Raw genomic sequence first — 21,258 nt, forward strand, 5'->3', positions numbered from 1 at the left:
ACTTGCAAGATTCGTTGCGCGTGACTCACAGATAACCATACATAAAGCGATATATGCGTCCCTTCAAAAATAAAGCATAGCTTATCCTATTTCTGGCAGCTTCCATCCATTGTGATAGTTAGTGTTAAGCAATAAATCGGCTCCGCTATTATTAAAGCTTGACTTTTCGTTATCCCAGAACAACCTTTCCCCTGTTTTGTAGGCAATGTTACCCATATGACAAACTTTGGCGGCATCATAACCCACTTTTATAGGCGCCCTTAAAATAGTTTTATCCCGATTTTTAACTGCTTCAACAAAGTTGGCTGTATGCAGGTCCAATCCGTTTCCAGTGTTGGGCTGTAATGGAATCGGTTCAATTTTGGGTCCGAGGTCCTCACTCCAATTGGGTCGGTTTCTTTCTGGAATAACCTCCCAGCCACCCCTGTCCAATACCAAGGTACCATTGTTGCCAATAAATGCAATTCCATGGTTGCGTCCATAATTACCCCCATCAATTCCGGTAGCATGCTCCCATAACAAGGTGAAATCATCAAACTCGTAGACCGTTTGTAACGTATCTGGAGTTTCTGAGGCATCATTTGGATAGGCAAATTTTCCTCCCAAAGCCATAACAGATTTAGGGGTTGAAGCTTTCATTCCATACAGTGCATAATCAATAAGGTGAACTCCCCAGTCGGTCATTAATCCGCCAGCATAATCCCAAAACCATCGAAAATTAAAATGAAATCTATTTTGATTGAACGGACGATTCTGAGCCGGCCCAAGCCACATTTTATAATCCACACCATTCGGAACAGTACTATTTTCATACACAGGTACAGGTTGCATCCAACCTTGGAATGCCCAAGCCTTGGTCATCCGTATTTTGCCCAAAGCTCCCGAGTGCACATAATTTATGGCATCTACGAAGTGAGGCTGACTACGCTGCCATTGTCCTATTTGAACCATTCGGTCACTTGCGTTAACCCGATTCAACATGGCATCACATTCAGCAATCGAATTTGCAATGGGTTTTTCACAATACACATCCATACCTGCATCCATGGCATCAACCAATTGAAGACAATGCCAATGGTCGGGCGTGCCGATGATTACAACATCCAAATCCTTGTTTTCCAAAAGCTTTCGATAGTCTTTATATAGCTTTGGTTTTTTGATATCTGCCTTTTCCAAATCTGCAACACGTTGTTTTAGGACACTTTCATCAACATCGCATAGTCCTAAAACATTGATTTCAGACATTTTTAGCATGGAGGTCAAGTTGGAAAAACCCATGCCTTTGCATCCTATTAAACCAACATTGATTCTATCGTTAGCTCCAACGGGTTTTCGAATGGTTCCCAAAAGGTCTAACGGGAACAGCATTGAAGTCGCAACTCCACCAATGAACAAAGTGTTTCGTTTAATAAAATTTCTGCGGTTTTCCATGATAAAATTGATATTCAACAAGTTATCACTTTTTATGGTTTTGGCCCAAAACAAAAGAGCACCCTTTAAGGGTGCTCTTTCATCAATTATTGATTTCTTTTTACTTTTTTGGCGGAGCGTTCAATTTTTTGCTCATCTCCATGGAAATTGCAGAGCGATCAAATTTTAATCGGCCTGCCATGGTTTCAATGACGCAAGAAAAATCTTTGTCATTCAATTCAGTTATTTTTCCATGAAGCCCGCTTTTTGTGATAACCTTATCACCTTTTTTGAGCTCCGAAGTAAATTTTTTCTCATCCTTCTGACGTTTAATTTGTGGGCGAATCATAAAAAAATATGCCACTACAAAAATCAATATCAGTGGGAAAAACTGTCCTAGGTTGTCCATCTAAATTTTAACTCTTATTTAACAGGACCAGCCTGCTGAGCTGCATCTTTTGGGTTAACAAATGCCTTTATTCTTAACAATTCGGTTCCTTTCTCCGTATTGGCGGTAACCGTAATTGTTTTGGTAACTTGATTTTGTCCAGAACCATTAAATTTCACCAAAAGTTCTCCTGTTGCACCTGGCGCAATTGGAGTGTTTTTTGGGTAATCTGGAACTGTACAACCACAGCTACTTTTTGCATCTGTAATAATCAATGGTGCGCTACCTGTATTCGTGAATTTAAATACGGTCTCCTGCGGTGTTCCTTGGGCTATAGAGCCAAAATCATGCTCAGATTTTTCAAAACTCATAATAGGAAGCTGCTTTTGCGCTTCGTCTCTATCCGTAGCATTTTCAACGTTGTCTGCAACTATTTTGTTCGAGGCCTTGTCTTTGCAGGATACGCTTACTAGCGCCATTGCCATAATCAAACTTAAAATTGTTGTTATTTTCTTCATGATAAAATTTAATTTTTTCAAAAATAAAGAAATATTGTTTATTGAAGTCCCCTTCCCATTTTTTGCAACCTTCCAGATGACTTATATTCCTTTGCCAATTTATCTAAGACTCCATTGATAAAAATGCTGCTTTTGGGGGTGGAGTATTCTTTGGCAATTTCCAGATATTCATTTAAGGTAACCCGCTCTGGAATGGATGAAAAATTAAGCAATTCACAAATGGCCATCTTTAAGACAATCGAGTCTATCTCAGCGATACGGTCATTGTCCCAATTAGGGGTTTTGCCTTCGATTTCCTTTTCCCATTGTTCATCGTTCAACAAGGTCTTGGTCAATAACTTATTGGCATATTCCATGTCCTGCTCATCTTTGAGCAAAGAAGGCAAAAAGAAACTTTCATTGGATGTCGCTTTGGCTTTACGAAGTCTTTTTACCAAAAACGTATTTACGATAGGTACATCATCCACCCATGTAAGCTTGTCATCTTCAAAATATTCATAGATCTTATCGTTGGGAGCAATGATCTCTTTATAGAGTTGTAGTATGATTTCTTTGTCATGCTCATAATCGGTTTTTCCATCGAACATGTACTTTTTGTAGATATCACTTGCAACCACCTCTTTGTAGATGATTTTCACATACTCTTCATTAAGGTACCAGTTGTTCAACTTTCTTTTGGAAAGCTCTTTTTGCAACAATTGGTTGTTTGAAATTTGATTGAGGAGTTGATTTTTGATGAATTTGCCTGGATCTGGGAAATTGTCTTCCTCGGTGGCTAGGTATTTTTTTGAAGCATGCTTAGCATGCTTTTCGGCAAGTTTATGAAGTTCTGCCAGTAAACTCAAAACAAGCAGATACAACACATACATATTGTCTATACTGACCTTTAGAAATTTCTGTTGTTTTTCCAAAGAATCATCTTTGGATTGGACCAATGCATAAATACACTGCATCACTTTTACTCGGATATGCCTTCTGGTTAGCATTTTTAAAGAACTTTTAAAGTCAATGATTGGCTTTCACTGCGCAAAAGTAATCTTATATTTCAATCCAACCTACCAAAGTTGCTTTCTTATCAGTTTTATAACATTTACTTTGTAAACGATGGTATATATTTGCTGAATTGTCGTTAGAAAACCACACCTAAAACACGTCAATTCTTTCCATGAAGGAACTTAAACATCTCAATAAATATTTCAAAAAATACTGGGTTAAACTGGTCATAGGAATTTTAATCACTGTAATTGCCCGGGTTTTTTCGTTGGTCATGCCCTCTTATGTGAGCAAGTCCATAAAAACGGCTGAGGATGCATTCGCGAATATTATCTCCGGTTCGGAAGCGAAGCAACTACTGTTTGAATATATACTGATTATTTTAGGTGCAGCACTGTTGTCGGCCCTCTTTACTTTTTTAATGCGCCAGACAATAATCAATGTATCGCGCTACATCGAATTTGATCTAAAAAATGAAGTCTTTGACCACTATCAACGACTCAGTTTGGCCTTCTATAAAAAGAATCGAATAGGCGACCTTATGAATCGTATAAGTGAAGACGTCAACCAGGTAAGGATGTATGTCGGGCCTGCAATTATGTACGGCATGAACACCTTGACCATGTTTGTTTGTATTATTCCGCTAATGTTCATAAAAGCGCCAAGTCTTGCTGCTTATGCCCTGATTCCATTGCCGATATTGTCTGTTTTGATTTATCAAATCAGTAAAATCATACATAAACGGAGTACCAAGGTCCAAGAGTTTTTATCGACCCTCTCCACGTTTACGCAAGAATCATTTTCAGGGGTTGCGGTCATTAAAGCGTATACGCTTGAACCCAAAATAAACCGGGAACTTGAAGATTTGGCGGTTGAAGGAAAAGACACGAGTATGGATCTTGCCAAGGTCAATGCCTGGTTTTTTCCACTCATGATATTATTGATCGGAATCAGTAACATTTTCGTGATCTATATAGGCGGAAAACAGTATATCGATGGCGAAATAGCTTCAATTGGCATAATCGCAGAATTCATCCTTTACGTAAATATGCTCACATGGCCTGTAGCAATAGTTGGTTGGCTTACTTCAATTATCCAACGAGCCGAAGCTTCCCAAAAGCGAATAAATGAGTTTTTAAGGGAAGAACCCGCTATTAAAAATGGAATCGTCGAGGCTACTCCAATTACAGGTAAAATCGAATTTAAAGATGTGACTTTTACCTATGACGATACCAATATCACCGCATTGAAAAACCTGTCTTTTACCATAAATGCGGGAGAGACTGTTGCCTTTTTGGGAAAAACCGGGTCTGGTAAATCCACTATTCTGGATTTGGTCGCAAGATTATATGATGTGACCTCCGGTCAGGTTCTTGTAGACGGAACGCCGGTTCAAAAGTTGAACCTAGATAGTCTTCGAAGTTCTATTGGTGCTGTTCCCCAAGATGCATTTCTTTTTTCCGATACCATTGAAAACAACATCCGTTTTGGTAATGAAAATGCTTCGATTGAGGAGATTACGACGGTAGCCAAAAAGGCTGTGGTCCATGAGAATATCGAAGGATTTGCAAAAAAATATGACACGATTCTTGGCGAAAGAGGCATTACCCTAAGTGGGGGTCAAAAGCAAAGAGTTTCCATTGCCAGAGCTCTATTGAAGAATCCTAGGATATATCTTTTTGATGATTGTTTATCAGCTGTAGATACCGAAACGGAAGAAGATATATTGAATAATCTAAAGCGAGTTTCAGAGAACAGAACAACCTTGATAGTAAGCCACCGAGTATCTTCTGCCAAGAATGCAGATAAGATAATTGTTTTGGAAAATGGAGAAATAATTCAGGAGGGAACTCACGAACAATTAAATAATATGGAAGGGTACTATAAAGAACTTTACTTGAACCAACTCTCTGAGAAAGAATAGGAAAAAAGTTGCTGGATTAGCATTTTTTTTACATTTTTGGTAGAATTATATACCGTTGTACTAAACAGATACACTAGACCATATGAGCGAAAAAGATATAATGGATCAAGAAGAGATTTACTCCAAAGTCTTAAGAGCCGGAAGAAGAACCTACTTTTTTGATGTTAGAAGTACAAAAGCTGGAGATTATTATTTGACCATCACAGAAAGCAAAAAATTCACTCATGACGATGGTTCTTTTCATTACAAAAAACATAAAATCTACTTGTATAAAGAAGATTTCAGTTCCTTTAGAGATATTATGGAGGAGATGATGGATTATATCATTGACGAAAAAGGACATGAGGTAATTTCTGAACGCCATCAAAAAGATTTTAAAAAGGACGAAGAAACCAAACCAAGTGAAAATGGCTCTACAACAGAGAATTTCACAGATGTGGATTTTGACGATATTTAAACCTGAATCATTAAAAAAATGATAAAACGGCCTGCTTTGAGCAGGCCGTTTTTTATTTTTAACCTAACTAATTCTTTCAAATCAATCACATGAAGCAACTCAGCTTGTTATTGCTGGCCTTTTTGGGTTTCAGCCTGTCCGCACAAAATGTAAAACTAGATTACTACTTGCCAGACGATGTAACCTATGATTCTACAATTCCAAAACCCTCCGATGTCATTGGTCACGAGGTGGGTGAATGGCATGTAACTCATGACAAACTTGTTTATTATATGCAGCAACTCGCTGCTTCCAGTGATAGAATAACTATTGAGGACAGAGGAAAAACTTACGAGGGAAGACCCATTCTTTTACTTACGGTAACGACTCCAGAAAACCATCAAAACATTACATCTATTCAAGAACAACATTTCGCATTATCCGAAGAAAACAATTCATTGAATACTTCCGATATACCCATAGTTGTTTATCAAGGATTCTCAATTCATGGCAATGAGGCCAGTGGATCTAATGCGGCTTTAGCCTATGCATATTATTTGGCTGCAGCCCAAGGTCCACAAATTGAAGAGATGCTGGATAACATGGTCATTCTTTTGGATCCCAGTTTCAATCCAGATGGCTTACAACGTTTTGCCTATTGGGCAAATGTTAACAGGAGTCAAAATCTAAATCCGGATAAAAATGAACGTGAATATCATGAAGTATGGCCCGGAGGTAGAACCAACCACTATTGGTTTGATATGAATCGAGATTGGCTTCCTGTGCAATTACCGGAAAGCCGCGCCAGAATAGCCACGTTCCATAAATGGTTACCTAATATTCTTACGGACCATCATGAAATGGGAACCAATTCCACATTTTTCTTTCAACCTGGCGAACCTTCAAGAGTTAATCCACTAACACCAGTCATAAATCAAGAATTGACGCGAGAAATTGGCACCTATCATGCCAAGGCATTGGATAAAATCGGGTCGTTGTATTATTCAGAAGAGAATTATGATGATTATTATTATGGAAAGGGGTCAACCTTCCCAGATGTTAATGGAAGCATCGGTATTCTTTTTGAACAAGGAAGTTCTCGTGGACATATTCAAGAAAGCGAAAACGGTGTTTTAACATTTCCGTTTACCATACGAAATCAGTTCACCACCGCTTTGTCGACAATTGAAGCTGCTAAGAATATGCGCACCAAAATTTTGGACTATCAACGAAAATTCTATTCCGATATGCGCGCTGAAGGGGCACGAAATAAATCAAAGGCCATAATTTTTGGCGATTCCAAAGATGCATCCAAAACATGGCATCTGGCAGAAATACTGCATCGACATCAGATTAAATTCCATGAACTTGCTTCAGATGTTTCCGTTTCCGGGAAAACGTTCAAAAAAGGACATGGTTATATCGTACCATTGAATCAGAAAAATCCAAGACTCATCAACGCCATGTTCGAGAAAAGAACCACGTTTAAGGATAGTCTTTTTTACGATGTTTCCGCTTGGACATTTCCCTTGGCCTTTAATTTAGATTACGCCAACTTAAGTTCCATGTCAAATGCCGGATCTCAGGTTACCGATTTTGCGCCAAACAAGGGCAATGTTGACAAGAAAAGTAACTATGCTTATTTATTTGAATGGCATGAGTATTATACTCCAAAGGCCTTGAACAAGATTTTGGAAAAAGGATTACGGGCCAAAACAGCTAAATCTACATTTACCCTTGAGGGAAAGAAATATGATTACGGAACCATTATGATTCCAGTACAAAATCAACGCTTAGCCCCAGAAAAACTTCATGATTTCCTGAATCAAGTAGCCAAAGAAAGTGGAATTCAGATAACCGGCGTGTCTACAGGGCTTACTCAAGGAATCGACCTCGGAAGCAACGATTTTGACCCCGTTAAAAAACAAAAAGTTGCCATCTTGGTGGGAGACGGAGTACGTTCCTATGATGCAGGGGAAATTTGGCACCTGTTTGACACACGCTATGGAATGAAAATCACAAAGTTGGATACCAAATATTTTAAATCCGTTGATTTAGACAGATATACAGACTTGATTTTACCAAGCGGTTGGGGCAGCAACATTTTAGATAAGAAAGGAGCTGAAAAGATAAAAGATTGGGTTAAAAAAGGTGGTACTGTGATTGGATATCGAACAGTGGCCAATTGGTTTAAAACAAACGAGTTGATGCCATTAGAACTAAAAGTAGATACTTTAGTGGCCAAAAACATTGCTTTCGACCAGAAGAATAGTTTCAGTGGTGCACAAGTAACCGGAGGTGCAATTTTTGAAACCAAACTGGACCGTTCACATCCTATCAATTACGGGTACAAAAATGACAAACTAGCTTTGTTCAGAAACACAAATATTTACCTAAAACCGGAAAAGAACAGCTATGACAATCCCATTCAATACACCAATAATCCTTTGTTAAGCGGTTATATTTCAGAAGAGAATGCGGAGTTAATTAAAAACAGCGTTCCCTTCAAGGTCAATAGAATGGGTAAAGGAAGGGTTATCCTATTTACCGACAACACCAATTTTCGAGCCTTTTGGTATGGAACCAACAAACTCTTAATGAATGCTATTTTCTTCGGTCAGATGATGTAGTCCATACCCGAAATAAACATTATAAACAAATCAAAAAAGATGGCAAGAACCCCCAGCAATATGCTTCCCCTTAACACTGCTGCACCAGATTTTGACTTGATTGACACTATAACCGACAAGCAACTAACCTTAGGGGATATTGCAGGTGAAAAGGGCACGGTAATCATGTTTATCTGCAACCATTGTCCTTTTGTTATTCATGTCAATCCCGAGATTGTTAAAATGGCACAGGAATATCAACCTAAGGGTATTGGTTTTGTTGCAGTTTCCAGTAACGACATCATCAACTATCCCCAAGATGCTCCTCATTTAATGAAGCAAAAGGCCGCGGAAGAAGGTTACACTTTTCCTTATCTCTTTGATGAAACCCAGGAGGTAGCCAGGGCTTATGATGCTGCTTGCACGCCGGATTTCTATTTGTTTGATTCCGACCTTAAGCTTGCTTACAGGGGGCAATTGGATGATTCAAGACCCGGTAACGGAGTTCCTTTAACCGGTTCGGATTTGAGAAATGCGATGGAAGCGCTTTTAAAGGGTGATGCCATCGATTCTAACCAAAAACCAAGTATTGGTTGTAACATAAAATGGACTGCCGATTAACCAAGATGCTAATCAATGAAATTCAACTTAGAAGAAAGTATTCAAATACTGGCCAAAACGCCTCTTATTATTTCAAATTTGCTTAAAGGATTACCTGAAGCATGGGTAATGACCAATGAAGGGGGAGATACATGGAGCCCATTTGACGTGGTCGGACACTTAATCCATGGTGAAAAAACGGACTGGATTCCCAGAACCTTAATAATTCTTAGCGAAACTGAAAACAAGGCATTTGAGGCTTTTGACAGGTTCGCCCAGTTCAAAAATAGCAAGGGGAAAAACCTCGAACAATTGTTATTGGAGTTTAGCGAACTGCGCATTGAAAATCTCAAAAAGTTGAAAGCTTTACCTATCGACGAGATGACCTTAGTGAAAACAGGAGTTCACCCGGAGTTTGGGCCTGTAACGCTCAAACAATTGTTGGCTGCTTGGGTGGTTCACGATTTGGGACATATTAATCAGATTTCCCGTGTATTGGCAAAAAACTACAAGGTTGAAAGTGGTCCATGGCCTAAATACCTTGCGATACTCCAAGAGAAAAAATAAAAGTCAGTTTGATGAGATAAAATCGAAGTGTTAAATGAAAATAAATGCCCAAAATGCCTTGAAAAAATTGGCAACTCATGATTCACCGTTCCTAACATTATTTGAACATGGAACCTTAGCTGTGGAAATCTATAAACCTGAAAAGGTAGATCTTCAACAGCCACACACCAGAGACGAAGTATATGTGGTGGTCTCAGGCACGGGTGAATTTATAAATGGTGATACACGAACGACATTTGAGCCAGGAGATTTTCTCTTTGTCCCGGCTGGAGTAGAGCATCGTTTTGAAAACTTTACAGACGATTTTTCAACATGGGTATTGTTTTATGGACCAGAAGGAGGAGAAAAAGAATAAAATGGACGAGAAAATTACTTTAGAAGAGGTAAGTGCCTCAACAATCTCCACCTACATTGCCGTTGGTAAAAAATCCTACTGTCAACACTATTTGCATTTATGGGAAAACGAAAATCCCGACCCTTACATCAACAATAGTTTTACGGTTCCAATTCTGGAAAAAGAGCTACTAGATTCAAACTGTGTCAACTTTTTGGTCAAATCAAATGGCAATACTATTGGCATTGTAAAGCTGAAAATAGATGCTGGTATTGATGAGCATCCATCAAACACATCACTTTTAGCCGAAAAAATATACTTGCTCAAGGAATTTTCAGGCAAGGGTTTTGGAAAAAAAATCCTTTTTGAAATTGAGAATTATGCCAAAGGATTGGGCAAGCAAATCTTATGGCTGGATACCATGCAGAAAGGGAATCCCATCAATTTTTATTTGAAGTCCGGTTTCACCATTAAAAAGGAAAGCACTTTAAAGTTACCCCGAGCTAAGTCTTCCGAAAAGGCCATGTGGGTTCTTACAAAAGCACTTTAAATTACCAACCTTTACGTTTTATCAGGTTTTCAATATGTGCAAAATGATGACTGCCATGCCACGCATAACGACCAACGTTCTCTGCTAATGTGGTTTCTTCATTTCCATCTGGATGGGTGAATTTCCGCTGCAAATCATCATTGGAAAGTCCTTTCAGCAGATGTACCAATTTAGCATGTACCGCTTTTAGATGGTCAATTGACATTTGAATGGGAGCCGACTGCGCATCAAACAATTTGGACCATTCTTTTTCAAAATAAGGTTTAATAACTGGATTATCCTCCGTTAAACCCCATTTAAAACGGGTATAACTATGGTGATGACTGTCCGAAATATGGTGAACCAACTGTCTCACGGTCCATCCTTCTGGACGATACGGGGTTTCCAGTTGTTCGTCAGAAAGAGGACTGACCATATCTTCCAATCGTTGTGGCAAATGCTCCAAAATATCAATCCATTGGTCCAGATGTTCCTGGGTAATAGTTTCTGGGATTCTGTAGGTTCCAATCGGATATTGAAGTTGTTGTAAAGTATCTTTTTCCATACCCTAAAAGTAGTAAACTTTGACATTCATTTATTCCGAAACCTGATCAAAATCATTGTCCAAAAAGAAAGTTTAATAGAGTTTTAACTTCTCTAAAATTATACACATAAAATATCTACTAATTTTATAGGAATTTAAATTTCAACAATCTAAAAAAATAACATTATGGCTATACGTTTAGGAGATGTAGCTCCTGACTTTACCGCTGAAACCTCGCAAGGAACATTGAACTTTCATGATTACCTCGGGGATGGATGGGGAATCCTTTTCTCACATCCAGCTGATTTTACTCCAGTTTGCACAACTGAATTGGGTACCGCTGCAAAATTTAAGGCAGAATTTGAAAAACGGAACGTAAAAATGATAGCATTGAGTGTGGACGGTACAGCCTCCCATGCTGAATGGATAAAAGACATTAATGAGACCCAGAACACTGTAGTCAACTTCCCTATTATTGCCGACGAGGACAGGAAAGTCTCAGATCTTTATGATATGATTCATCCCAATGCCAATGATACGTTAACTGTGCGCTCTGTATTTATCGTTGGACCTGATAAAAAAGTAAAGCTTACACTTACATACCCAGCATCAACCGGACGAAATTTTTATGAGCTCTTGAGGGTTGTGGATTCCCTTCAACTTACGGCAAACCATAAGGTAGCAACACCAGCCAATTGGGAACATGGTGAAAAGGTAGTGGTAAGTCCTGCTATACCTACAGTTGAGGCCAAAGAAATTTTCTCCCGTGGTGTTGAAGAAATAAAGCCTTATTTAAGATTGACTCCAGATCCAACAACGTAATTTTAATTTTTTTTGAAGAAAAAGTACAAAAATGCTAATTCACCACAATTAAATCTTATCTTCGCGATCTATTTAATTTTTTAATATTTAATAATGAGTAAAGGAACAGTAAAATTCTTCAATGATTCAAAAGGCTACGGCTTTATCACAGAAGACGGTTCAAACACAGATCACTTCGTACATGTTTCAGGTTTAATCGATGAAATTAGAGAAGGTGACGTTGTAGAATTCGAACTACAACAAGGTAAAAAAGGATTGAACGCCGTAAATGTACAAGTTACAGATTAAGTCAACAACACACTTTTTTATAAGACCAACCCGGATGTAACCATCCGGGTTTTTTTGTTTATTATTTTAAATGGTTTTCGCGCAACCTATTTAATATTTGCAATCTTCTTTATGAACTTTAAACACATATTTGTCAATTCAAATATGCCAATTGTTGATTAAGTGACTCGATTTGAATCATTTAATTCTAATTTGTTAAGGTTCCCCCGACAACCAATAAACAAACTTGTACTATGAGTACCTTTTTTGCAATTCTCTCTGTTTTGCTTGTCATTAATTTAGTGTTGCTACTATTGAGTGTAAACAGTACCAAAAAATGAATTTAAAGCTATAGTGCTCTATTTCAATGATTTTGTAGTCATTGTAGACAATAAGTAGGGTTTTTCTGCGTTGGGTTGTTAATAAACAAAAGACACTAGCTAAATTTCTATAACCATGAGTACTTTTTTTACTGTTTTACTTTTATTACTCGCTCTAAATCTTTGCTTGCTTTTAGTAAGTGTAAATAGATCAAAATAAAAAGCCCCTCTTAAAGGGGCTTTCTTTTTTTCAAAAATGGATGAAATAATTTATTTCACATCCATTAGTTCAACATCAAAAACCAAAGTTGCATCTGGAGGAATAACTCCACCGGCGCCGGCGCTTCCATAAGCCAAATCAGATGGAATTACAAAGCGTGCCTTATCACCAACTTTTAGCAACCCTATACCTTCATCCCAACCCGGGATTACTTGACCAATACCCAAAGTAAAATCAATGGGTTGATTTCTACTATAGGATGAATCAAAAACTTGTCCATTGGTCAAACTGCCTTCGTAATGCACGGAAACGGTTTTCCCTTTTTCTGCTTTAGCACCACTCCCATGTTGTATCATTTTATATTTGAGACCACTTTCTGTTGTATCAAAGCCTGCTGCCAATTTCTCCATTTCAGCCTCTGCCTTTGCTTTGGCCTCTGCAATTCTTTTTTCGCGGGCTCCTTCAAAAGTTCTGAAAGCTTCAACGGCATTCCAAGTCTGCGCATCATCACCTACCCTTACAATTTCTAAACTATCTACAGCGTCGCCCTGTGCAATAGCGTCCACAACTTCCTGCCCGTGTTCTACATGACCAAAGACGGTGTGTTTATTGTCCAACCAGGGAGTAGCTACGTGAGTAATGAAAAATTGGCTTCCGTTTGTTCCAGGACCTGCATTAGCCATAGAAAGTACACCTGGGCCTTCATGCGTTAATTCTGGGTGAAATTCATCATCAAATTTATATCCTGGATCTCCAGTTCCCGTACCTTGGGGACATCCACCCTGAATCATAAAATCAGGAATTACCCTATGGAATTTAAGTCCATCATAATATGGGTTTCCTTGTGGTTTGGCTGTATTTTCTAAATTCCCTTCGGCCAAGGCCACAAAATTTCCCACGGTGCCAGGTGTTTTATCATGGGTTAATTTCACCAATATCTCCCCTTTTGTTGTATTGAATTTTGCGTAGATTCCGTCTTGCATGGTATCTGTATAATTAAAATTTTAGGCCGCAAAGATAGCGGTTTTAATTGGTTGAACTTGACCAACATGCCATTCTAATTTGTCAGTCACTATCTAACCGTCTATAATCGCCGATTTCTGTGGAATTAGTTATTCACTTTCTTTATTAAACAAATCCAATCTTGCGGAATTGAATTATCGTCCTTTGAAGGTGGGTTACCCAATCGCGACACTTGTCCTCCATTAATTTTCTCAATAGACCCCGTTTGCAAAGCACCTCCATTTAACGGATTGTACCATTTCACTATAAAATCGCCTTGAACATTGGTCAAATCAATCGTGTTACGACTTGATCTAGGTAAGTAAATTGCATAAATCTCTCCAGTCTTTCTAAGGCAATATGCATCTTTAGAGTTGATCAATTTATGTTCTGGTTCCATTTCCCAGTAAGGCAGATTCTCTTCAAAAAAGATTATTGCATTATTAGTTAACTCCCAAAGACGATCTCTTTGCCGCCAATCCTCGGAAGTCAAGTCATTATGTGGATGTTTAGCTCCAAAATACCATTCAACTCCCGCCCCTCCAGACAACATGGTTCCCCAAAGTGCGTATTGCCGAAGGGTATTGTGGTTTGTATCTTGGACGTCGGGCAATGCAGCCGTATGCCACATTCCAATTTCATCCATTGTAATCAACCATTCATGTCCGGATTCTTTGGCCTTGGACCTCCAAGTTTCCACAACTTCAGCTGCCATTTCCCTTTTTTCTTGTTGAAGGGATAGTCCATCCAAATATGGGTATCCGATTATCGAATCCAAAATTGAACTTCGCAAGGGATCATGGGAATGTGTATGCAACAATACTGGGTGATTATTGGGATCCGTTTCTTTTAGAAATTTTGCCATGGCTTTTCGTTGAGCATCGTTCTGACCAACCGGAGACCATGAAGCCGGTCCGTTTTCTTCACCCAAATTCCAGTTTAATGCCAAATGATGTCCAAAACGAGCTATCATTTCCCTGAAGTATAGTTGCCGCATTGGTCCTGTGTCACCATCGTCCAACATGGTTTCATTTTCTGTTTCTTGCAATACAAAATGAAGTAATATCCCTTTGGACTGCATATGCCGAAAAACGATTTCCCATTGTTCCAATTTACTTACATCAAAACGCGTAACATCATCTGGATTCGAATAAGGCCAAACGTCCTTTCCGTCACCTAGTATATTCATTGTCAGGAAGTAGGAAGAATTCATACCCTTTGAAGCTAAATAGTTTACTGCTCCAATCAACGATTTACCTTTTCCGTTTTTCCAACTGGGATCACCCGTTTTCCAATCTTTTAAATGAGGTTTGTAGGCATGTAATTCCATAGTGGTACTTGCTTCACCATCATTATTTGAGGCCTGAATACGATAAGTGTCGTCAAAGTCTTTGTACCCCAACAAATTCTCTGGACTATTGGCTCCACCCTTAATCCAATACTTGTCAGAGCCCTTGAATTTGTAATACCCCTTATATGCTTCAAGTCTTCCATAGGCTCGAAAATCAGTTCCCTCTTTATCTGATTCGGCTACAACGAATTTTCCGTTGGCATTTGATATTGAAGTGACCTTCCCGTTGATTGAAGCCGCTTTAAGTGCAAGACTATCTCCATATTGCAATTCAGCGGAATAGGTCCATTCACCAATGTGTTCTGGAGTAAATCTTACTTTCCAGATATTTCCTGCTTTGGCGCTTGTTTGGGCAGCGTTCCCATCAGCAGCATAAAAACCTCTAATAGTATATTCTTTTTCAGCATGTTTAAAAATAACGGCTAAGCGATAATTCAAAAAGGGATTATTTTGATCAGTCTCGGAAGTCGCAGGTCCCTCGAAAGCAATCTCGACTGTATGCCATTGTTTATGAACTAAAGTCTTGTCTACGCTCTTACTTTTATTCGCCGTGTCTCCTTTGGGTAATTTCAAGCGTTCTATGGTTGTAAGTTCTGGACCTCCACCGCGATTGCCGCTTCCGGAAGCGATGTAGACGTAGTCTCCGACTATTCCATAGCCTGAACCATGCCGCCCTTCTATCATAGATGGCCATTTTTGCCAAGTTCCAGTTTTACTATTAAATGCTTCCACTTCATTATGTGCAACTTCGTGTGCCAAACTCTCACCTCCACCTATTATAATTTCATTATTCCATACAAAAGCAGCATTTCCTGCTCGTTGGGTTGGTATTTCCAAATTGTTAGTTACTGGCATCCATGTACCACTAGCGAAATCATAAACATTCCCATGATTGCTGGTCAGCGCCATATCTTGATTTGTAATCGTTGAAGTACGTCTGCCTGCAAAAACAAATAATTGATTGTTACATACCATTGCTTGAAAGTGATCTCGGGCATCAGGAGCGTTAGGTAGTACCTTCCAATCCCCTGTTTTTGGATCATATTCGTCCAACCATGGTTGGTAACCGTTCATATGCCCTTTGGTGATACCTCCAACCAAATAGATTTTATCGTTGTAATAAACAACTCCTGCGCCACCTCGTCGTCTGTTTTCTGGAATGGTGTGCCCGAATTCGTAGAGGTCTTCTTTGGGATAGTATTTTATTACTCTATCTAGTGGTTTTTCATTTGGCCATTTTCCCGTCATGGCACCAATCAAATAAATGGTGTCCTCTACAACCACAGGTTGAAAATGGTGCAATTCGATGGGAGTTGCTGATTTTTGAGTCCAAGTATTTGTTTTTGTATCAAAAAAATCTGTTGGATTGATTCTTCTACCTCCCATTAAAATGAGTTTGTCCTTATAAGCTACAAATCCAGCTTCATGGCGTGCTGTAGGAACTCCATTAGCTTCAACCGTCTCCCATTTCCAATTTGAAGGGATTTTGGTGTTGCAAGCGAATAGCAATACGCTGCTTACCACAAGCATCTTGATTCTTAATAATGGAAACCCATTTTTCATTTTTACTATTTTTTGATTACTCATATTGATCATTTACTTGAAACAATGGATATCAATTCCTTGTTTTCTTCAATGCTTGATAAATTTAGGCAATGATATTTTTTTGCAACTCAAAATTGTCAAATTGTCAAAATAATATTTGTATTAGGGAATTCCCCAATCGTGATTTCATATATTTCATAAATGATTTGGGGCAGTAAGAGTGCTGATTACATCGAAACTGCCATTTACATTTAACCTCCATCAGCAGTGTCTACAGCAAAAAAGTAAAATGAAAGCAATAGTTTTTGAAGAGTTTCAAGGTGTTCTTACACTTAAAGACGTTCCAGAACCTACTCCCAGCGACGATGGAGTTGTCATAAAAGTCAACGCAACCGGACTTTGTCGAAGTGATTGGCATGGTTGGATGGGGCACGATCCTGATATTAAATTGCCGCATGTTCCTGGCCATGAGCTAGCTGGAACGATTGCCGCAATTGGAAAAAGTGTACAAAATGTTAGCATTGGTGATAGGGTGACCGTTCCTTTTGTATGTGGCTGCGGAAGCTGTGGCCAATGCAGGTCGGGCAACCATCAAGTATGTGATAACCAAACACAACCAGGCTTTACGCATTGGGGTTCTTTTGCGGAATATGTGGCCATTGAAAACGCAGACATAAACGTCGTGAAAATCCCAGATGAAATTTCCCATATTGAGGCTTCAATTTTAGGGTGTCGTTTTATTACTTCATATCGGGCTGTTGTAGATCAGGGAAAAATTAAAAGTGGACAGTATGTGGTTGTTCATGGCTGCGGAGGTGTGGGGCTTTCCGCCATTATGATTGCAAATGCTAAAGGAGCTCAGGTGATTGCCGTGGACATCCATGATGACACATTGGATTTCGCTCGCGAAATGGGTGCCGTATCAACCATAAATGCATCCAAAACTCCAGACCTTGTATCCGAAGTCAAAGCACTGACCCACGGAGGCGCACATATTTCATTGGATGCCCTTGGAAGTCAGACCACTTGCTTCAATTCTATTGCCAATTTAAGAAAACGAGGAAAACATATTCAGGTAGGTCTAATGACCGGAAGTCATCAACATCCAAAAGTCCCTATGGGCTTGGTTCTCGCCAACGAGCTGGAAATTATAGGAAGTCACGGAATGCAAGCCCATAGATATCCAGAACTTTTAGAACTTATTCGCATTGGTAAACTCAACCCAATAAAACTTATCGACCGGACCATCTCTTTGGAAGAAGCTTCAGTAGCATTGCCGCAAATGGACAAATTTGAAAATAAAGGAGTAACAGTTATTGACACATTTTAAACTAAAATCAACTATAACTAATGGACTTGCAAAGAAACAAGGAAAACGCAATAGCATTTTATAAAATGGCCTATGAAGGAAACCCGAAAAAGGCTGTGGAGCTATATATCGGAAAAGAATACATTCAGCATAATCCTGATGTTGCCGATGGCACACAAGGATTTATCAGCTATTTTGAGCGAATGCAGAAAGAATATCCCAACAAAGACATTGAATTTGTAAGATGTATAGCCGAAGGTAATTTAGTAGCGCTCCATACACACCAAACTTGGCCTGGAAACGACCAATATGTTACCATGGATTTTTTTCGATTTGATGAAACAGGAAAAATCCGTGAGCATTGGGATGCTATTCAACAGATTCCAAAGAAATCTGCAAACCCAAACACCATGTACTGAAGATTCTTCTTCATATCTTTTAAATTGTTAAAGTTTCAACCAAGTTTTATATATTGAAAGTCCAACCTAACTTTCAACATATGAATAAGCTAATCACCCTGATACTTATTACACTGAGCGTCTCTGCCTGCTCAAACGATCAAGAAACCGTAGAGATAGACGAAAATATAGGTATTCTGTTTATTGGAAATAGTCTTACCTATTTCAACGACCTGCCTGTTCTTGTAAGAGAAAGAGTCCAAGCTCAGGGAAACGAAGTGACAGTTAGAATGGTGGCGTATCCTAACTATGCGATAGTGGACCACTGGGCTGATGGAGAGGTTCAACAACTCATTTCGAGCCAAGATTATGACTATGTAATTATACAACAAGGTCCATCATCTCAAAGTGATGGAAGGCAAATGCTTATCGAATCCGGAAAACTATATAGCGACTTATGCGAACAAAACAATGCCAAGCTGTGTTATTTTATGGTTTGGCCATCAATCAACAACTATAGCACTTTTGACGGTGTTATTAAGAATTATACGGATGCAGCGGCAATGAACAATGCAATCTTACTTCCCGTAGGTGAAATTTGGAAAGCATATATTGACAATACAAACAATTATGAATACTATGGCCCAGACGGATTTCATCCCTCAGAGAAGGGAAGCGAAGTGGCTGCGGACATTATTGTTGAGCGATTGTTTAACTAAACTGCCCTTTTTAGCAAGTTTATCCCTTAATTTTCTTCGTAGGAATTGTGCCGTATTTGTCTATTAAATAGACTAAACTGGTCATAGTTGCTGCCCCAAGTTCCAATTCCCGTTTGTTCACATGTTCAAAGGTGTCATTTTCGGCATGGTGATGGTCAAAATATCTTTGCGAATCTGGTCGTAAACCTGCCAATACCAAATCTTGATCTAGTAGCGGCCTAATATCGGCTCCACTATATCCTTTAACAAACATATGTATCAAATAGGGTTCAAATAAACTCTTCCAGCTCTGAATCTGTGCCAAGTTTTCATCGGAACAATTGAAAGAAAAGCCTCGAGGGGTAAATCCCCCTGAATCACTTTCGAGGGCAAACACGTGTTTTTCATTCTTATCACGAGCTACTTCCGCGTATTTATTCCCTCCTCTTAACCCATTTTCTTCATTCATGAACAATACAACTCGCAAAGTACGCTTGGGTCTATACCCTGTTTCTTTTAACAATCGAAGCACATCCATACTTTGTACACAACCAGCTCCATCGTCATGAGAACCATCTCCTAAATCCCAGGAATCCAAATGCCCACCAACAACCATTATTTCATTTGGATAGGTAGATCCACGAATCTCACCAATAACATTGTAAGATTCAACATCATCAAATTGCTTGCAATTTTGCCGAAAGTAGAATTTGATGTCTGGATTAAGCTTTAATGTTGTGCTCAATAATTCTGCCCCTTTAGTGCTAATCGCCGCGGCCGGAATCCTATCAGAAACAGGTGTGTCTCCATAGCTCATAGACCCGGTATGCGGGTAATTATCCAAACGCAGCGTCATAGAGCGAACAATTATGCCAACAGCACCATACTTGCCTGCTTCAGCCGCCCCAGAATACCTTTGGTCCACACAACCCGAGTATGACTCAAAAGTGCTAATAAGTTTGGGGTCCATAGGCCTGTTGTAAAAAACAATTTTCCCCTCAATCTTTTCTCTTCCTAGTTTTTCAAGGTCTTCAATTCCGCTTACCTCAACAATATTGGTTTTCAATCCTCCATCAGGAGTGGCAACAGATCCCCCAAGAGCGCAAATGGGCACATTGGTGGTAAGCCCCGGTTTAGTTTCAAAATAGGCGAATTCGGGAGTACCTCTTACCCATTTTGGCACCATAACCGGTTGCAACCAAACCCTATCAAGACCTAAAGAATCTAATTGACCTTTTGTATAGTCTATGGCCTGCTGCGCCTGAACTGATCCAGAAAGTCGACCTCCAATTTGATTCGAAAGATGGTTAAGCCAATCATGGGCCTTACCATTGGTCAGTGCTTGATCATAGATTGCCCTGATTTGTTTTTCATCATCTGATTGTGCTAACAAAGATGTGGATACCAATAAAAAGGTGAAAAGTAGGATTGTTCTCATTCAGATTCTTTTTCCAGTTCTTGTTTATAGTTTTCTAAGTTACTTTTTATTTTATCACTCAACTCGGGTTCCTCTATATCTTTATATTTTTTTAACGATTCCAGTAGAATTGACGCTACAATTACTCTAGCAGCCTTCTTATTATCTGCTGGAATCACAAACCAAGGAGCGTATTCTTTCGACGTTTTATTTATGGCCTCTTGGTAACAATCTTGATAGTCATCCCAAAGCTTTCTTTCCTTGAGGTCTCCTGCAGAAAATTTCCAATTTTTTTCCTTTAATCTTAGCCTTCTTAACAAACGTTGGCGTTGCTCTTCTTTAGACAAATGCAGGAAAAATTTGAATATTAAGGTGCCGTTTTCGGCTATATGCTTTTCAAAATCGTTGATTTGGCGGTATCGATGCTCCCAAAAAGTAGCATTGATGTCTTCAACCGAGTCAATTCCAGGGATATTTTCACCGAGAATATATTCGGGATGCACCTTAGTAACCAGTACATTTTCGTAGTGAGTGCGGTTGAATACACCGAACTTTCCCCTTGCTGGTAAAGCAATATAGTGCCTCCACAGGTAATCATGTTTCAATTCCAGTTCGGTTGGAACCTTAAAACTATGTACTTCCACTCCTCTAACATTGAAATCCTTGAAAACCTCTCGAATTAAACTATCCTTTCCTGAGGTATCCATCCCTTGAAGACATACCAAAACCCCATATTTGCTATGAGCATATAAAATATCCTGAAATTTTCCGAGCTTCTCCCTGATATCCTCCAATTCCCTCTTTAATTCCTTGTCCGAAGTTCCAAAATCGGCCAAAGTGGCTTTTTCCGAGAGTTTTATGGCGTTTTTGACCTTATAATCTGCTATATCTACTTTTTCCATAGGTCTGAATATAGTTTTTTTTGGTCATTCCTTCAACCATCGCACAAAAACTACCATTCAACGATCCTTTTTACGTTTCATAGTTTTAGACCGTTTTTTATCGATTTTTTTAGTCTCTCGCCCAATTCCCAATGTAACTTAGAGTCAATCAAAGA

21 protein-coding genes are annotated in these 21,258 nt (G+C 39.1%); 12 read left to right on the forward strand and 9 right to left on the reverse strand.

Annotation, left to right across the window (positions count from 1 at the left end; all coding sequences use genetic code 11):
• Window positions 1-81: 81 nt before the first annotated feature.
• From ACOKFG_RS14645 to nusB, 4 genes are all read right to left on the reverse strand, one after another.
• Window positions 82-1,431: a Gfo/Idh/MocA family protein gene (locus ACOKFG_RS14645; protein WP_299174490.1), complete on the reverse strand. Its 1,350-nt coding sequence runs from the start codon at window positions 1,429-1,431 to the stop codon at window positions 82-84.
• A 100-nt stretch (window positions 1,432-1,531) separates the two neighbouring features.
• Complete coding sequence (gene yajC, locus ACOKFG_RS14650) at window positions 1,532-1,819, reverse strand: preprotein translocase subunit YajC (protein ID WP_298790886.1); 288 nt, start codon at window positions 1,817-1,819, stop codon at window positions 1,532-1,534.
• 14 nt (window positions 1,820-1,833) lie between these two features.
• The gene (locus ACOKFG_RS14655; RefSeq protein ID WP_298790888.1) at window positions 1,834-2,316 is read right to left on the reverse strand and encodes a DUF1573 domain-containing protein; all 483 of its coding nucleotides are present in this window, start codon (window positions 2,314-2,316) and stop codon (window positions 1,834-1,836) included.
• Window positions 2,317-2,354: 38 nt separating this feature from the next.
• On the reverse strand, window positions 2,355-3,302 hold the full coding sequence (nusB, locus tag ACOKFG_RS14660; protein ID WP_299174492.1) for a transcription antitermination factor NusB: 948 nt from the start codon (window positions 3,300-3,302) through the stop codon (window positions 2,355-2,357).
• Between the two features lie 179 nt (window positions 3,303-3,481).
• Between nusB and ACOKFG_RS14665 the strand changes: the two genes are divergently transcribed.
• From ACOKFG_RS14665 to ACOKFG_RS14695, 7 genes are all read left to right on the forward strand, one after another.
• Complete coding sequence (locus ACOKFG_RS14665) at window positions 3,482-5,233, forward strand: ABC transporter ATP-binding protein (RefSeq protein WP_299174494.1); 1,752 nt, start codon at window positions 3,482-3,484, stop codon at window positions 5,231-5,233.
• Between the two features lie 82 nt (window positions 5,234-5,315).
• Window positions 5,316-5,690, forward strand: coding sequence for a PUR family DNA/RNA-binding protein (locus ACOKFG_RS14670; RefSeq protein WP_298790894.1), 375 nt, complete (start codon window positions 5,316-5,318; stop codon window positions 5,688-5,690).
• Window positions 5,691-5,779: 89 nt separating this feature from the next.
• Window positions 5,780-8,299 (forward strand): M14 family zinc carboxypeptidase, encoded by a 2,520-nt coding sequence (locus ACOKFG_RS14675; protein ID WP_422861520.1) that lies wholly within the window; start codon window positions 5,780-5,782, stop codon window positions 8,297-8,299.
• Between the two features lie 39 nt (window positions 8,300-8,338).
• Entirely contained in the window at window positions 8,339-8,899 is a 561-nt protein-coding gene (locus tag ACOKFG_RS14680) for a thioredoxin family protein (protein WP_298790898.1), read from the forward strand.
• Between the two features lie 15 nt (window positions 8,900-8,914).
• A complete protein-coding gene (locus ACOKFG_RS14685; RefSeq protein WP_298790899.1) occupies window positions 8,915-9,445 on the forward strand; it encodes a DinB family protein in 531 nt (176 codons plus the stop codon).
• A gap of 34 nt (window positions 9,446-9,479) precedes the next feature.
• Window positions 9,480-9,800: a cupin domain-containing protein gene (locus ACOKFG_RS14690; protein ID WP_298790901.1), complete on the forward strand. Its 321-nt coding sequence runs from the start codon at window positions 9,480-9,482 to the stop codon at window positions 9,798-9,800.
• Between the two features lies 1 nt (window position 9,801).
• A complete protein-coding gene (locus ACOKFG_RS14695) occupies window positions 9,802-10,329 on the forward strand; it encodes a GNAT family N-acetyltransferase (protein WP_299174501.1) in 528 nt (175 codons plus the stop codon).
• 1 nt (window position 10,330) lies between these two features.
• Here the strand turns inward: ACOKFG_RS14695 and ACOKFG_RS14700 are convergent, their stop codons facing one another.
• On the reverse strand, window positions 10,331-10,873 hold the full coding sequence (locus ACOKFG_RS14700; RefSeq protein ID WP_298790905.1) for a YfiT family bacillithiol transferase: 543 nt from the start codon (window positions 10,871-10,873) through the stop codon (window positions 10,331-10,333).
• 162 nt (window positions 10,874-11,035) lie between these two features.
• Between ACOKFG_RS14700 and ACOKFG_RS14705 the strand changes: the two genes are divergently transcribed.
• Both ACOKFG_RS14705 and ACOKFG_RS14710 read left to right on the forward strand, forming a co-directional pair.
• A complete protein-coding gene (locus ACOKFG_RS14705; protein ID WP_298791638.1) occupies window positions 11,036-11,674 on the forward strand; it encodes a peroxiredoxin in 639 nt (212 codons plus the stop codon).
• 93 nt (window positions 11,675-11,767) lie between these two features.
• A complete protein-coding gene (locus tag ACOKFG_RS14710) occupies window positions 11,768-11,962 on the forward strand; it encodes a cold-shock protein (RefSeq protein ID WP_190809384.1) in 195 nt (64 codons plus the stop codon).
• 569 nt (window positions 11,963-12,531) lie between these two features.
• On the opposite strand, the gene ACOKFG_RS14715 is transcribed toward ACOKFG_RS14710, so the two are convergent.
• Window positions 12,532-13,464 (reverse strand): peptidylprolyl isomerase, encoded by a 933-nt coding sequence (locus ACOKFG_RS14715; protein ID WP_298790911.1) that lies wholly within the window; start codon window positions 13,462-13,464, stop codon window positions 12,532-12,534.
• 125 nt (window positions 13,465-13,589) lie between these two features.
• A complete protein-coding gene (locus tag ACOKFG_RS14720) occupies window positions 13,590-16,421 on the reverse strand; it encodes a Kelch repeat-containing protein (protein WP_299486047.1) in 2,832 nt (943 codons plus the stop codon).
• Window positions 16,422-16,668: 247 nt separating this feature from the next.
• Here ACOKFG_RS14720 and ACOKFG_RS14725 point away from each other — a divergent pair, with 247 nt between their 5' ends.
• The 3 genes from ACOKFG_RS14725 (at window position 16,669) to ACOKFG_RS14735 (ending at window position 18,805) form a co-directional block, all read left to right on the forward strand.
• Window positions 16,669-17,709, forward strand: coding sequence for a zinc-dependent alcohol dehydrogenase family protein (locus tag ACOKFG_RS14725; protein WP_298790915.1), 1,041 nt, complete (start codon window positions 16,669-16,671; stop codon window positions 17,707-17,709).
• A gap of 20 nt (window positions 17,710-17,729) precedes the next feature.
• Window positions 17,730-18,107, forward strand: a complete 378-nt coding sequence (locus ACOKFG_RS14730) for an ester cyclase (RefSeq protein ID WP_298790917.1) — start codon at window positions 17,730-17,732, stop codon at window positions 18,105-18,107.
• 80 nt (window positions 18,108-18,187) lie between these two features.
• Entirely contained in the window at window positions 18,188-18,805 is a 618-nt protein-coding gene (locus ACOKFG_RS14735) for an SGNH/GDSL hydrolase family protein (protein WP_298790919.1), read from the forward strand.
• Between the two features lie 19 nt (window positions 18,806-18,824).
• Here ACOKFG_RS14735 and ACOKFG_RS14740 read toward each other — a convergent pair whose 3' ends face one another.
• Window positions 18,825-20,222, reverse strand: a complete 1,398-nt coding sequence (locus tag ACOKFG_RS14740) for a M20/M25/M40 family metallo-hydrolase (RefSeq protein ID WP_422861522.1) — start codon at window positions 20,220-20,222, stop codon at window positions 18,825-18,827.
• On the reverse strand, window positions 20,219-21,103 hold the full coding sequence (locus ACOKFG_RS14745) for a PPK2 family polyphosphate kinase (RefSeq protein ID WP_299486055.1): 885 nt from the start codon (window positions 21,101-21,103) through the stop codon (window positions 20,219-20,221). The genes ACOKFG_RS14740 and ACOKFG_RS14745 overlap by 4 nt, the downstream gene beginning before the upstream one ends.
• Window positions 21,104-21,258: the final 155 nt, after the last annotated feature.

This window comes from Flagellimonas rhodophyticola (assembly GCF_049332665.1).
Taxonomy (GTDB): domain Bacteria; phylum Bacteroidota; class Bacteroidia; order Flavobacteriales; family Flavobacteriaceae; genus Flagellimonas.